General features: G+C 47.5%; 11 protein-coding genes and 1 pseudogene. 4 read left to right on the forward strand and 8 right to left on the reverse strand.

The genetic code is table 11. The features are described from left to right. Positions 1-9 precede the first annotated feature (9 nt). From ON05_RS26185 to rpmJ, 4 genes are all read right to left on the reverse strand, one after another. Positions 10-951 (reverse strand): DNA-directed RNA polymerase subunit alpha, encoded by a 942-nt coding sequence (locus ON05_RS26185; RefSeq protein ID WP_010480579.1) that lies wholly within the window; start codon positions 949-951, stop codon positions 10-12. A 230-nt stretch (positions 952-1,181) separates the two neighbouring features. Continuing rightward, on the reverse strand, positions 1,182-1,574 hold the full coding sequence (gene rpsK, locus ON05_RS26190) for a 30S ribosomal protein S11 (RefSeq protein WP_010480577.1): 393 nt from the start codon (positions 1,572-1,574) through the stop codon (positions 1,182-1,184). A 59-nt stretch (positions 1,575-1,633) separates the two neighbouring features. Continuing rightward, a complete protein-coding gene (gene rpsM / locus ON05_RS26195; protein WP_010480576.1) occupies positions 1,634-2,014 on the reverse strand; it encodes a 30S ribosomal protein S13 in 381 nt (126 codons plus the stop codon). Positions 2,015-2,103: 89 nt separating this feature from the next. Beyond that, on the reverse strand, positions 2,104-2,217 hold the full coding sequence (gene rpmJ, locus ON05_RS26200) for a 50S ribosomal protein L36 (RefSeq protein ID WP_010480573.1): 114 nt from the start codon (positions 2,215-2,217) through the stop codon (positions 2,104-2,106). Positions 2,218-2,564: 347 nt separating this feature from the next. Here rpmJ and metH point away from each other — a divergent pair, with 347 nt between their 5' ends. The 4 genes from metH to ON05_RS26220 all read left to right on the forward strand — a co-directional run bounded on the left by metH (position 2,565) and on the right by ON05_RS26220 (position 7,526). After that, positions 2,565-6,161 carry a methionine synthase gene (metH, locus tag ON05_RS26205; protein WP_010480571.1) on the forward strand — a complete coding sequence of 1,199 codons (3,597 nt, stop codon included), beginning with the start codon at positions 2,565-2,567 and terminating at the stop codon, positions 6,159-6,161. 95 nt (positions 6,162-6,256) lie between these two features. Beyond that, positions 6,257-6,481, forward strand: a complete 225-nt coding sequence (locus ON05_RS26210) for an AbrB/MazE/SpoVT family DNA-binding domain-containing protein (protein WP_010480568.1) — start codon at positions 6,257-6,259, stop codon at positions 6,479-6,481. Positions 6,482-6,519: 38 nt separating this feature from the next. Beyond that, the gene (locus ON05_RS26215) at positions 6,520-6,909 is read left to right on the forward strand and encodes a type II toxin-antitoxin system death-on-curing family toxin (RefSeq protein WP_010480567.1); all 390 of its coding nucleotides are present in this window, start codon (positions 6,520-6,522) and stop codon (positions 6,907-6,909) included. Between the two features lie 320 nt (positions 6,910-7,229). Then, positions 7,230-7,526: a hypothetical protein gene (locus ON05_RS26220; RefSeq protein WP_010480566.1), complete on the forward strand. Its 297-nt coding sequence runs from the start codon at positions 7,230-7,232 to the stop codon at positions 7,524-7,526. A 50-nt stretch (positions 7,527-7,576) separates the two neighbouring features. Here ON05_RS26220 and ON05_RS26225 read toward each other — a convergent pair. The 4 genes and pseudogenes from ON05_RS26225 to ON05_RS26240 form a co-directional block, all read right to left on the reverse strand. Next, positions 7,577-9,105: pseudogene (locus tag ON05_RS26225) on the reverse strand (IS5 family transposase). Positions 9,106-9,503: 398 nt separating this feature from the next. After that, on the reverse strand, positions 9,504-10,163 hold the full coding sequence (locus ON05_RS26230) for a Uma2 family endonuclease (protein WP_010473685.1): 660 nt from the start codon (positions 10,161-10,163) through the stop codon (positions 9,504-9,506). Between the two features lie 133 nt (positions 10,164-10,296). Then, positions 10,297-11,007: a glycerophosphodiester phosphodiesterase gene (locus ON05_RS26235; protein ID WP_010473686.1), complete on the reverse strand. Its 711-nt coding sequence runs from the start codon at positions 11,005-11,007 to the stop codon at positions 10,297-10,299. A 32-nt stretch (positions 11,008-11,039) separates the two neighbouring features. Further along, a complete protein-coding gene (locus ON05_RS26240; protein ID WP_010473687.1) occupies positions 11,040-13,715 on the reverse strand; it encodes a bifunctional diguanylate cyclase/phosphodiesterase in 2,676 nt (891 codons plus the stop codon). Positions 13,716-13,908 lie beyond the last annotated feature (193 nt).

The following is a 13,908-nucleotide window of genomic DNA, read 5'->3' on the forward strand; positions in this document are numbered from 1 at the left end:
AAATTAACCTTAACTTTTCGATTTTTCAGTCGGCATAGTAATACCAAGATGATCTTGGAGCGCTGCGATCACTTCATCCGCAGACTTGGCTCCAAAATTCTTGATTTCGAGGAGATCTTCTTGGGAATATTCCAGAAGATCCGCAACGCTATTGATTTGAGCCCGTTTGAGGCAGTTATAAGCCCGGACAGAGAGGTTTAGACCTTCAATGGGGATTTGATTGGTCTCGTCCTCTTCTTCCAGTTCAATATCCTCAACCACGTTAAAGGTGGCATCTTTGAGAGGGTTGAACAGATCAACCAAAATGGTAGCAGCCTGGCTTAAGGATTCCTGAGGCGTCAGATTGCCATTGGTCCAGATATCCAGAATCAGGCGATCCTTTTCTAAGGCACCACCGACTCGAGCGTCTTCTACTTCGTAGTTGACCCGTCGGACGGGCATATAAATCGCATCAATCTCTAAAAAGTCGAGGGCTGCGGCTTCATCTCGGTTTTTACCGACCGCATGGTATCCCTTACCCTGCTCGATTCTAAACTCCATCTCTAGGGTGGCATCCGAAGACAGAGTGGCGACGTACTGGGTTGGATTTACAATCTCAACTTCAGTGGGTAATTCAAAGTCATCGGTCGTGACCGTCGCTGGACCTTGGACAAATAAGCGACCAATCTGCGGATCGTTGGTATGGCTTCTCAAGACAACCTGCTTCATATTCAGCAGAATGTCGAGAACATCCTCACGAACCCCAGGAATGGTAGCAAATTCATGGTTCACACCAGCAATACGAACAGCCGTGACCGCAGTTCCTCTCAGATTTGCAAGTAAAACGCGTCTAAGAGCATTTCCAACTGTCGTGCCTTGCCCCCGATCTAAGGGCTCCAGAATAAACCTGCTATACTGGCTAAAATCCTCTTCAACTGTAGTTTCAAGACATTCAACCTGAAATTGCGCCACGAAAATCCCTCCCTTGTTGCTGTGCTCGAAATGTAGGTCGGTTCTTTGGAACCTGTGGAGTGAGAAAAAAGGTTTTAAAAGTTAGCTTTAGCTTGAGGTCTGCAAAAGCAAAGTTTTTAACTTCGTTGATGGATGAGGTATGCCATCAAATTCCAGGAGTTTCCATCAGCGCATGACTTGCTTTAACCCAGCAGAATGCTGCTAGCCAGCCAGCCTGATGAATCTTCGCCCTAGACGCGACGTCGTTTTGGAGGACGACAACCGTTGTGAGGAATGGGGGTAACATCTCGGATTAAAGTGATTTCAAGTCCTGCACCTTGAAGCGCACGAATCGCTGTCTCACGACCGGCCCCCGGGCCACTCACCATCACTTCGATTTGGCGCATGCCTTGATCCATGGCCCGACGAGCTGCGCTTTCTGAAGCAGTTTGAGCGGCAAAGGGAGTCCCTTTTTTAGCGCCTTTGAAACCGCTTGAGCCTGCAGAGGCCCAGGATACGACATCACCACTGGCATCGCTAATGGTGACAATTGTGTTATTGAATGTGGACTGGATGTGAGCCACCCCATTGGGGACATGCTTTTTTTGCTTCCGTCCACCGGAGCGTTTAGATTGTGGAGCCATACCTGATATTCTTTTGAACCAACTAAATCAGCGATAAAAAACAGAAGAATTTGAAAGGGTTACTTCTTGCTGGGAGCCTTCTTCTTACCAGCCACCGTCCGCTTAGCACTCCGCCTTGTTCGACTATTTGTCCGAGTCCGCTGGCCTCGAACGGGTAAGCCAGCCCGATGACGACGTCCTCGATAGGAACCAATATCCATCAGTCTCTTGACATTCATGGATTCCCATCGGCGTAAGTCACCCTCTACCTGATAGCCAGCCACAGCATTACGAAGAGCAGCGACATCCTGATCGCCCAATTCTCTCACTCGGGTATCAGGGTTAACGCCCGTCGCTGCCAAGATCTCTTGGGATCTGGTCAAGCCAATTCCATATATATAGGTCAGACCAATCTCGATCCGCTTATCGCGGGGCAGGTCTACTCCGGCAATCCGTGCCACTCTTTTATTACTCCCTAGGCTGTTTAATCAAAAATTTGTGTGGTTGCTAACGCGATGGGTTTAGAGACCAATCGGTTGATAGAAGATGGTTAACCTTGGCGTTGTTTATGCTTGGGGTTAGAACAAATCACCATCACGCGACCTCGCCGACGAATGACTCGGCATTTGTCACACATTCTCCGAACGGATGAACGAACTTTCATACTAGATTAGAGGACTACAAAACTATTACCATATCACTTCTATTGAAGTCCTACAAGCTTAATTTAGAGAAACTTGAATAGATGGGATCACGGCTCTGCCGGCATCCTGTGTAAAGCCCCGACAGTCATAACTTATAGCCGATTCAATATATTAGACTGAGTATAAAAATAATTTAGTCAGGCTCCTTATATTATCGGTCTTTCGGGGCAAATTTACAGGATTTTCCAGGGCAACTCCCCAAAAAATCTGGCTAAATGGATTTAAAGTGTATATCTAACCGCCATATGTATTGCGTCAGAAAACCGCAGCACAGCGGGAAACAGTAGTTTCTAACTTTATCTGGATCATGAAGAGTGTTTTCCTCGATCGGCTCCATAGTCCCGAACGCCCTGTCATTGTTTTTGACGGTGCCATGGGAACCTCTCTACAGATGCAAAATCTGACAGCAGAAGATTTTGGTGGTCCAGAGTATGAAGGGTGTAATGAATACCTAATCCAGACGAAACCAGATGCTGTAGCTACGGTTCATCGCAACTTCTTGAAGGCCGGGGCAGACGTTATCGAGACAGATACCTTTGGGGCGACTTCGATTGTCTTGGCTGAATATGATTTAGCAGATCGCGCCTATGAATTGAATAAAGCTGCTGCTGAACTTGCCAAGCAGGTCACTGCTGAATTCTCAACTCCTGAAAAACCTCGGTTTGTAGCTGGCTCGATGGGTCCAGGTACAAAGCTTCCCACACTCGGACATATTGATTTCGATACGCTGAAGGCGGCTTATGTCGAGCAAGCTAAAGGACTGTTCGACGGAGGTGCCGATCTCCTTTTGGTCGAGACCTGCCAGGATGTCTTACAAATCAAGGCAGCTTTGAACGCGATTGAAGTCGTCTTTGCCGAAAAAGGGGCCAGACTCCCCTTAATGGTGTCTGTGACGGTGGAAAATTTCGGCACCATGCTGGTGGGATCTGAGATTGGTGCAGCACTGACTGTTCTGGAACCCTATCCCATCGATATTCTGGGGCTAAACTGTGCCACTGGCCCCGATTTGATGAAGGAGCATATCAAATATTTATCCGAGCAATCGCCGTTTATTGTCTCCTGTATTCCCAATGCTGGGTTACCTGAAAATGTGGGGGGGCAAGCCCATTACCGCTTAACGCCAATGGAGCTGCGGATGGCGTTAATGCATTTTATTGAAGACTTAGGAGTTCAGGTGATTGGGGGGTGCTGTGGCACTCGCCCGGACCATATTCAACAGCTAGCGGAGATGTCCCAGGATCTCAAACCTAAGTCACGAGAGATTGGCTCACGGCAAAGTTTACCGCCCTATGCCCCATTGCCCTTTGTGCCTGCGGCAGCCTCAATTATGACAACCCAGTCCTACGATCAGGACAATTCCTTTTTGATTGTGGGGGAACGGCTGAATGCCAGTGGGTCTAAAAAATGTCGCGAAACCCTGAATGCAGAAGATTGGGATGGGTTGGTATCCTTGGCGCGATCGCAAGTCAAAGAGGGTGCCCACGTCCTCGATGTCAATGTGGACTACGTGGGTCGCGATGGCGAGCGGGATATGCGAGAACTGGCCTCCCGCCTCGTGAATACCGTCTCACTGCCCCTGATGCTCGACTCCACCGAGTGGACGAAGATGGAGGCGGGCCTAAAAGTGGCCGGGGGGAAATGCATCCTTAACTCCACGAACTATGAAGATGGGGAAGAACGGTTCTACAAGGTTTTAGAGCTGGCCAAAACCTATGGTGCTGGCGTGGTGGTGGGCACCATCGACGAAGATGGTATGGCTCGAACGGCAGAGAAAAAGTTTGAAATTGCCAAGCGGGCCTATGATGACGCCATTAACTATGGCATCCCTGCCTATGAAATCTTTTTTGATCCACTAGCCTTACCCGCCTCGACGGGGATTGAAGAGGATCGAAACAATGCCAATGCCACCATCAATGCCATTCGGCAGATTCGAGATGAGCTGCCGGGTTGTCATATTATCTTGGGCGTCTCCAATGTTTCCTTTGGCTTAAATCCGGCAGCCCGCGTCACCCTCAACTCAGTGTTTCTGCATGAAGCGATGGCGGTGGGGATGGATGCAGCGATTGTCAGTGCCAGTAAGATTCTGCCCCTGGCCAAAATTGAGGAGGAGCATAAAGCGGTCTGTTTAGATCTGATCTATGACCGCCGCCAGTTTGATGGGGAGGTTTGTACCTATGACCCCCTGACCAAGCTGACGACGCTGTTTGAAGGCAAGACGACGAAGCGCGATCGCAGTGTCGATACCTCTCTTCCCGTAGAAGAACGCCTCAAAAACCACATCATTGATGGGGAGCGCATTGGTTTAGAAGAACAGCTTGATATTGCCCTTAAGGACCACGCACCCTTGGCCATCATCAATACCTTCCTATTGGATGGCATGAAAGTGGTGGGGGAACTGTTCGGCTCAGGGCAAATGCAGCTTCCCTTTGTGTTGCAGTCTGCCCAAACCATGAAAGCGGCAGTCGCCTATCTGGAACCGATGATGGATAAGGAAGAAGCCGACGATAGTGGCAAAGGCACCGTTGTCATTGCCACCGTCAAAGGTGATGTCCATGATATTGGCAAAAACCTAGTGGACATTATCCTGTCCAATAACGGCTATCAGGTAATCAATCTGGGTATCAAGCAGCCCGTGGATACGATTATTGCCGCCTATCGAGAGCATAATGCTGACTGCATTGCCATGAGTGGATTGCTGGTGAAGTCCACCGCCTTTATGAAGGACAATCTGGAAACCTTTAACCAAGAAGGCATCACTGTTCCCGTGATTCTGGGAGGTGCTGCCCTCACGCCCAAGTTTGTCAATCAAGACTGCCAAAACACCTACAACGGCCAAGTGATTTACGGCAAAGACGCCTTTGCCGACCTGCACTTTATGGATAAACTGATGCCCGCCAAAACCGACGGGCAATGGGATAACCTCAAAGGCTTCTTAAATGAGCAGGCTCAGGCTTCTGAGTCAGTCTCGATAAATGGCTCTCAGCCCCAGGAGAACGAAGCAGAAGCTACCACTGCAACAACGCCTGTGGATACCCGACGTTCAGAAGCGGTGGATATCGATATCGATCGGCCTACCCCACCCTTCTGGGGAACCACCATCTTGCAGCCCGAAGATCTGCCTTTTGATGAACTCTTCTGGCATTTAGATCTGCAAGCCCTAATTGCTGGACAATGGCAATTCCGCAAGCCCAAGGATCAGTCCCGAGAAGACTACGATGCTTTCCTAGATCAGAAGGTCTACCCCATCTTGAACCAGTGGAAACAGCGCATCGTTGCCGAAAAGCTGCTGCATCCCCAGGCAATTTATGGTTACTTCCCCTGCTTAGCCGAAGAGAACTCCCTCCACATTTATGATCCAACAGTGGCGGAGAACCCTGGCGATACCTTACCTGAACCCGTCACCACCTTTACCTTCCCTCGTCAGAAGTCCATGCGGCGGCTGTGTATTGCCGACTTCTTTTTGCCTAAGGATAAAGGCATCGCTGAAAAGAGGTTTGACGTTTTTCCCATGCAGGCGGTCACAGTGGGAGACATTGCCACGGAGTTTGCTCAAAAGCTCTTCGCAGGTGACGAATACACTGAATATCTCTACTTCCACGGTTTAGCCGTCCAAACGGCGGAGGCCATCGCGGAATGGACTCATGCTCGCATTCGGCGGGAGTTGGGTTATAGCGAGAGTGAGCCGGACAATATCCGAGATATGCTGGCCCAGCGATATCAAGGCTCTCGGTACAGTTTTGGCTATCCGGCTTGTCCAAATATGCAAGATCAGTACAAGCAGCTTGACCTGCTGCAAACGGACCGGATTAAGTTGCATATGGATGAAAGTGAACAGCTCTATCCTGAGCAATCCACCACGGCGATTATGGTTTATCACCCCGTCGCTAAATACTTCAGCGCTTAATCTAGAACAAACGTCAAAAATCGACAGATCCAAGCTTCAATACACCGAAGAGAATAAGTTATAACATATGTATGACTTAATGAGCGTGTATTGATATGACGACGCTGAAAATTCGCAAAGTTGGTAATTCCCTAGGGGCAACATTCCCGAAAGAGGTATTGCAGAAACTAAAACTTCAGGAAGGCGATACTGTATACGTTACTGAAACCCCCGATGGTGTTCAATTGACACCCTATGATCCAAATTTCGATCAGGCCATGGAGGCTTATCGAAAAGTCAGCAACAAATATAGGAATGCCTTACGGCAACTCGCAGAGTAAGCCAGTCTGTTTCCAAAATCCTGATCAAGTTTGGCATTGTGGATGACCTATTTTGGCTGGACGAAAGAATTATTCGAGTGATCCATGAGGATCAGCTGAGCCAGCATGGTGGAAGTTCTGGTATCCGAGATGAGAATTTGCTGTTGGCCAGTCTGGCTCGACCTCAAAACTTATATACCTACGGCAACACGGTCACTCTATTTGATTTGGCCACAGCCTATGGTTTTGGTCTGATTAAAAATCACCCGTTTGTCGATGGCAATAAACGAACTGCTTTCTTAGCAATGGCGATCTTTCTTGAAGTAAATGGTTATTCTCTGGAGGTTTCAGAAACAGAAGTGGTTGTCAAAATGGAAGGGCTAGCAACGGATCTAGAGACTCAAAAGACTATCTCAAAATGGCTTAGGGAGAATTCTCTAACGCAGTAGCTGAAACGAATCATTTTTCGCCTGCCTAAGAGGCTATACTTCTAAGATTTTGACCTGGCTCAAAGGCCAAAGTCTACATAAAGCATCACTGAGGCTTTCGTGAGTTTCCAAGGGGACTACAAGCTCTGGGAATCTTTCGTTTCACCATAGTGAAATCGTACCGATCAATACTTGTTCTAAGTCCACCAGAAAGGTATTCCAGAAAAAGTTATTCAAAGTGATGTGCTGGCTAGCAGGCAAGGTTTTTACAGTACGTTCTGCTGTTGTGTCAATTTTTGATTTACTCTAGCCTAGCGATAAGGTCTATCAAGGAATAAGGTTTGACTGAGTTAGAGGAAGCAGCCTGGTTTTATCATGACTGGTCTGCAGGGGATTTACCTTGGGACCAAGGCAAGCAGATGAGCTTCGATCAATTTCATTCGAAGTACATTTTGCATGACTCTATCTGGCTTGGACTGTTTTATGACATTGCATTTGAACAAACTTTATCCCTAGCCATTCATTGGGATGCCATCTGGATTCCTGATGAGATTTACCAAAGTTCAAACACAGTCAGTGATTGGCCTTATTTATTCATTCGCATCGAACAAGCTCATTCAGTCACAACAGATAATTAGGGTTTGCTGAAAAAGTAAATTGAGCTAATTCCTGGCATCAAATCGTACAATCAACCCAGTTGTGACGGCCAGGGCCATATTCCTTCACTGGCCCTAGAAAAGCCCCAAGGCAGCCCTGGCAGCTCCATAACGCTTTCCAACACCAGCAATCCCACCCAAAAATGAATGATAAAAGGTGGCGGAGCCACCGCTCTAGATTCATCACCAAGAACGTGATAGCAATCGCACTAGCAGCCGTATCCGCTAACTTCGCCATCACTCGATTCAAGCCAAATCTTCGCTTGGCCTGCCCAAACTTGCCCTCAATTTGGACTCTCACCTTTTCGTCCTCCCGTGCTTGTTGCTTGAGTTGGCCCTGCACCTGGGGGTCTTGTTGAGGTCTTCCTAACGGTGGTCCACTCAATCGGATACCTCGAGCTTTACACCATCGTCGATTAGCTCGGGTTCGATAGATTTGGTCGGCATGGACTGAGAGAGGATAATGGCCAAAGCGACGATGAAAAGCTTCCACTTGATATTGAAGATGCTGGGATTCATTGAACGCATCCCAGCTTAAACGTTCCAGAAACACACATCCGTTGACACAACTGAGGGATAGCTTGGCCCCAAACTCAACAGGTACTCCAGCTTTGCCTCGGACCATCGGTCGGACATGAGGCTGAGTGAGGCTGACAATACGGTCATCTACTCGACGCACGTGCTGTTGATACATCCACTCTTGCTGTCGAAAGACTTCATGAATCACCAGCAACAGACGGTACTGTCGCCGGGACAGTCGGGACAGAGACGCTCCTAAAGCTATCAATCCATCAATGTGGGCTAGATTCCGACGCACATAGCCCAACTGCTGACGAATCCCTTTACGAATCAGCTTGCGACTCGGTTGACGTTTCTTGGCAATGGCCAGATAAGCTTTGCGGGCCTTTTGGCGGTAGGTGCGAGGTTTGCCCTTGAGAGACAGCATGACTTGAGCATATAAAGCATCAAGGATGGCTTCACTCGCTTTGCGGGCATCATTGAGCAGATCTAAGTCTGTCGGATAGCGAATATCGGCTGGCGCACAGGTCGCGTCTATCAACAATTGGCCCTGGTTGGGAGGGGCAGGAGGCTCATCTTCGTCATCTTCAGGAGAAGGAGATGACTCAGGGGACATCACAACAGGAGAACCCTCAGATGCGAGCACTGATTCCACGACTGCGTCGTTGACTTGAGTCAGTAGCTCTAGATTCAACCGTTGGCGAAAGTGAACCAGCATGGAGGCATCAAACGGAGCACTCTCTCGATATTCACTAAAACCCAGAAAGTACTGCAAGTAGGGGTTCTCTCGAATCTGTTCTACGGTCTCTGCATCGGATACACCCAGTTTCTCTTTGATGATTAAGGTCCCTAAGGCCACACGAAAGGGTTTGGCAGGTGCCCCCATGGTCTGACTGAATTGCTCTGCATACTCTGACTCAAAGCTCTCCCAAGGAATCAGCTCGGCGAGTTTGACCCAGCGATTCTCTTCTGATAGTTTGCCTCCGAAGGGCAAGTAGAAGTTCTTAAAGGACAGTTGACCGGGGGATGGGCGACGATACATTGGGGTGCATGTGCAAAGGTTTTGAGTATTTTGAACGATTTTCCTTGCACTTCTCAAGGGCGCTCAACACTTGGATACACTGCAAATATTCAACCTTAGACTTTCGAAGCAAGCCCTAATTATGGCGATTTGAAAGATATGCAAAGGTCCATCTTCACATCTGAAAACATTGTGATTTCTGATCAGAATTTGCTAGCCATTGATGATGTTTATGGTGGAAAGCTCAGTATCACCTATAAAGGACCTGTGACTTTTCTGGCAATCGACCCAGCCAAAAGAGTTGTATCGATTTAGCGCCACCTCGCTTTTATCGTTTATTCAACAATTCTTTTAGTACCAAGGGTTGAAAAGACTTCCCCTCAAACTTTTCAGACGGTGTAAGAAAATCACTGAGATCATTACAGTTTAGGTGCATGGTCCTGAACCCAAGTTTTTAACTCCCTATAAGCGGGTGTCTCTCCTACCGTTTTGCATTGCTGAAGAAAATGATAGAACCGTTCCAGCGGCACCCAGGGAAAGGTGGGACTGACGGGAGCATCCTGATATTGTCCTTGCTCCAACTGATAAATTCTCAATATTTGGCCATCAAAGCGCCACAGTTCAGGGACTCCCATTTGGGCATAGAGGTCGTTTTTGTTGATATCCGTATGACTAATGTCTACTTCCACCACTAGGTCAGGGGGTGGGTCAACATCGAGATCGACCGTTCGCCCTCGGACCACCGATTCATTCTGGATGTAATAGCCTCGATCCGGCTCAGCCCCTTTAAGAAGCTCCTTTCGTCTGAGGGTGGTGGAGGCCATGCCCTTAATGTTTTGGCCAGATTCAAAAGCCAAGGTGCGAATAAAAACCCCAATTACATCACTGGGGTTTTCGTGAGCTTCTAGGGGGACCATAAGCTCTAGAACTCCAGCACTATAGTGAAGCCGCACCGCTCGATGTTCACCAAAGGCAGCCAGAATGTTCTCATAGGTTTTCCAGTCAATATTATTTAAGGTGAGGCGCTGCTCAGCGGGCAAGGTTTTTGGAATTTTGACAACAGGCTGCTGAGTTTGCATAATCTTCACCTGAACGCTCACCCTCCCAGCATAGGCGTTGCAACACTGGAAATGGCATAGATATCACGGATCTTATCTGTACAATAGTTGAGAAAAGGTGATCGGTGTTCAGATAGAAAATTTAATAGCAACCCTATTTCAGTGCATTTAGATCCTGAAATACTGCAGATTGATCGGTGATGATATTGTCTACCCCATGTTCAATCATGCGCTGCATATCATCAGGCTGATTAACCGTCCAGGCATGAATGGCTTTTCCTTCTGCATGGGCTCGTTTGACTCGTTCTGGTGTAGCGAGGGTGAAGTGAAGTGAATAAAAATCGACCTCAAAATCAGGATACTCAGGTCGAGCAGGGGGAATGACTGGGCCAATCGTCAACCCAGGATCTAGCGTTCGTACCTGCCGCAAAATATCAAAATCGAGCGAGGACACCACGCAGTTTTGCTGCCAATTTTTTTCGTGAATCAGTTCAACCACCTGACTGACGAGTTTTTGTTCATGACCGTGAATTTTTAGCTCCAGGTTTAAATTGACGCGGTCCTTAGCTAAATCCATCACTGAGGCTAGAGAAGGGATTCGAGTATGCTTAAACGCCTCCCCAAACCACTGACCGACATCTAGGTTTGCCAGCTCAGAGGTAGTTAGGTTCCAGAGGTTGCGATCGCACCCTGCAAGACGCAACAAATGACTATCATGAATCACCACCAACCCATGATCTTTAGTCTCTTGGACATCCAGTTCAATAAAATCAGCCTGGTGTTCAATCGCTAGCTCAAAAGCAGGAATCGTATTCTCTGGGGCTAACTGAGAATAGCCTCGGTGAGCCGTAATTTGGGGCACCATTCTTATACTGTAGGTAATTTCTGAGTCTGAATTTACCTCAAATGCAAAGGGTTAGCATCTAAATGTGCTAGATGAGTCAAACGATTAAGCTTCAGAATTTTCGAGATGGAATCTGGGCTAACCGGTTTGCTCAGCAAATATCCCTGAGCTGTTTCACAGCCAAACTGTTGCAGCATTTGATACTGCTCTACGGTCTCCACACCTTCGGCAATAATTTCATGATCTAGATTGTGGCCCATATCAATCATGGCAGCAATTAAAGTCTGTGATTTCAGATCAACCAACATATCATCAATAAAATATTTATCGATTTTTAGACAATCCACCGTCAAGTGTTTAAGAGAAGCAAACGAAGAATAGCCTTTGCCAAAATCGTCGATGGCTAGCAAGACACCCAGATTTTTTAATTCTCGGAAGATCGAGAGATTTTGCTGATCGGTTTGCACCACACTCTCCGTTACTTCCAGCTTTAATTCCGTCGGCACCATACCTGTTTCCTCTAGAACATGCTGAATCAAGGACACAAAATCCTTATCCAAGAATTGGGCAGGAGAAATATTCACAGCCATCCGAATCGTTGGCAACCCCGCCTTCTTCCAAGCAACGGCCTGATTACAGGCTGTTTTCAACACCCATTCTGTCAGGGGCTTCATCATTCCTATTCTTTCGGCTGTGGCAATAAATTCCGTCGGTAACACCTCCCCCAGTTGGGAATGATGCCAACGGGACAATGCCTCAACCCCAATAATATTGCCGGAAAAGAGCTCAACCTGAGGTTGGTACACCAAGGACAATTGCTGTTTTTCGACCGCCTCCCTTAAATTTTGCTCCACGCGGAACCGATATTCTGCTTGCTCAGTCAGCTGTGGTTGATAGAAAGCATACCGATTTTTTCCGCGCTCTTTTGCCGCATACAGGGACGTATCAGCCGCTTTAATTAAGGTGGACAGCTCCCGGCCATCATCAGGATAGTGGGCAATCCCAATACTGCACGCTGGCGTAAACTTCCGCGCCGATAGTTCAATGGGCTGGGATACCTCTTCAAGGCAACGTTGGGCGACCTTAGAAGCCGCATAGTCATCATCAACCTCTGTCACCAAAATACAGAATTCATCTCCACTCAGGCGAGCGACAAAATCAATATCACGCGCAACTCGCTGCAACCGGTGCCCAATTTCTCTGAGCAGCAAGTCACCAGCATCATGCCCCAGACTGTCATTCACGCCCTTGAAGTTATCTAAATCAATATAGAGCAGGCCTAAACGAGATGCATTGCGCTCAGAGCGCTTAATGGCAACCTCAAGATTCTGATAAAAGTGAGCACGACTGGCCAACCCCGTTAAGGTATCGATAAAAGCTAATTCTCGAATCCTTTTCTGGGCCTGGTCCCGCTCCATCACAATCCCAGCCAGCCTTGCTGCCGATTTCAGATCATTGGACTCCGCTTCATTAGGCAAAGCAGGGTGGTTATAGTACATGCCAAATGCGCCCAAGACGATACCTGACGAATTTTTAATTGGCTCAGACCAGCAGCAACGCATGCCATGGGGAAGGGCGACATGTTTGATCTTGGCCCATTTGGGATCCGTTTCAATATTCTCAACCAACACCCGCTTGCCGGTATAGGTGGATGTGCCACAGGAGCCCACATTAGGGCCGTTTTGCAACCCATGAACCGCATCACAGTATTCCTTCGGCAGACTGGGAGCTCCACCATGCATCAGTCGACCATCTTGTAGCTCCAGCATTGAACAACGCATGCCAGGATGACGAGATTCATACATTAAGGCAATTTCATCATAGATTTTTGCGGCTGGTTTTCCTGTCGCAATCATCTCCAAAATTTCAGCATTTTTATCGTCAAAGGCTTCAGCTTTTTTCCGAGCTGTGATGTCAACATGGGTCCCCACTAGACGAACAGCCTTACCATCTGTCGCCCGATGAGCCAAGAATGCCCGAGAGAGTACATATATCTCATGGCCCGCTTTGTGCTGCATCCGCATTTCTACATCAAATGCATCAGATTTGCCATCTAGATAATCTTCAACCAGTGCCAGGACCTTCTTTTTATCCTCTGGGTGAACTAGGTTTTCCCAAGTGCTTAAATCATGGGCAAGTTCATCATTCTCATAACCCAGCATGCTTTTCCAGCGAGGTGAGTAATAAACTTCATCTGTTTCCAAATTCCAATCCCACAGGCCATCATTAGCTCCGCGCATCGCTAACGAAAACCGTTCCTCACTCTGTTGTAATTTCTCTTCTGACTCTCTATGAGACGTAATATTGTGGCCAATGCCGAGTAACCCAATCAGTTCTCCCTGAGCATCTTGAATGGGAACCCTGCTGACTTCCAGAAGTTCACCGTGTCCATCACTAGCAAAAGTTGTCCATTCCTCGATTACGGATGGGTATCCTTGGAGTATGACCTCCGTATCGTGCCTCCGAGACAAATCGGCCAACCGAGCATCCACTAATTCGTGGTCGGTTTTACCTACGATTTCTTGTTCAGGAAATCCAACAAAATCCTCGAAACGATTATTGCAGGCTAGATATACTCCATCGATATCCTTTAACCAGACAAGATCAGGCAAGTTGCGAATAATTGTTTTGTAAAAGCCAATCCCTTTTTCGAGATCTTTTGGAATTTTTTCTTGACTAAAAGTCTCTGTAAAGCCTACAGCTATAGACGATTGAATCTCGCATTGCATGACAAGTTGTTATGAGGCTAGGGTAAACACAATTTTTCTATTTCTATATTAAATTTTGAAATACGGATCAGAATCCGTATTTAGACTGAACTGTAGTTCTTAGAGCGTCTAGTAACCAGATGCTTTTTCATAAACCAAACATCGCCATTAGCAAGATCAAGCTCGGAATAATTATTATCATCACACAGACTTA

This window comes from Acaryochloris sp. CCMEE 5410 (genome assembly GCF_000238775.2).
Taxonomy (GTDB): domain Bacteria; phylum Cyanobacteriota; class Cyanobacteriia; order Thermosynechococcales; family Thermosynechococcaceae; genus Acaryochloris.

Bases quoted from the DNA above. Each gene is read 5' to 3' on its own strand.
- ON05_RS26230 (WP_010473685.1), bottom strand. From the start codon at position 10,163: ATGCAAACTCAGCAGCCTGTTGTCAAAATTCCAAAAACCTTGCCCGCT.
- metH (WP_010480571.1), top strand. From the start codon at position 2,565: ATGAAGAGTGTTTTCCTCGATCGGCTCCATAGTCCCGAACGCCCTGTC.
- ON05_RS26235 (WP_010473686.1), bottom strand. From the start codon at position 11,007: ATGGTGCCCCAAATTACGGCTCACCGAGGCTATTCTCAGTTAGCCCCA.
- ON05_RS26240 (WP_010473687.1), bottom strand. From the start codon at position 13,715: ATGCAATGCGAGATTCAATCGTCTATAGCTGTAGGCTTTACAGAGACT.
- rpmJ (WP_010480573.1), bottom strand. From the start codon at position 2,217: ATGAAAGTTCGTTCATCCGTTCGGAGAATGTGTGACAAATGCCGAGTC.
- rpsK (WP_010480577.1), bottom strand. From the start codon at position 1,574: ATGGCTCCACAATCTAAACGCTCCGGTGGACGGAAGCAAAAAAAGCAT.
- ON05_RS26210 (WP_010480568.1), top strand. From the start codon at position 6,257: ATGACGACGCTGAAAATTCGCAAAGTTGGTAATTCCCTAGGGGCAACA.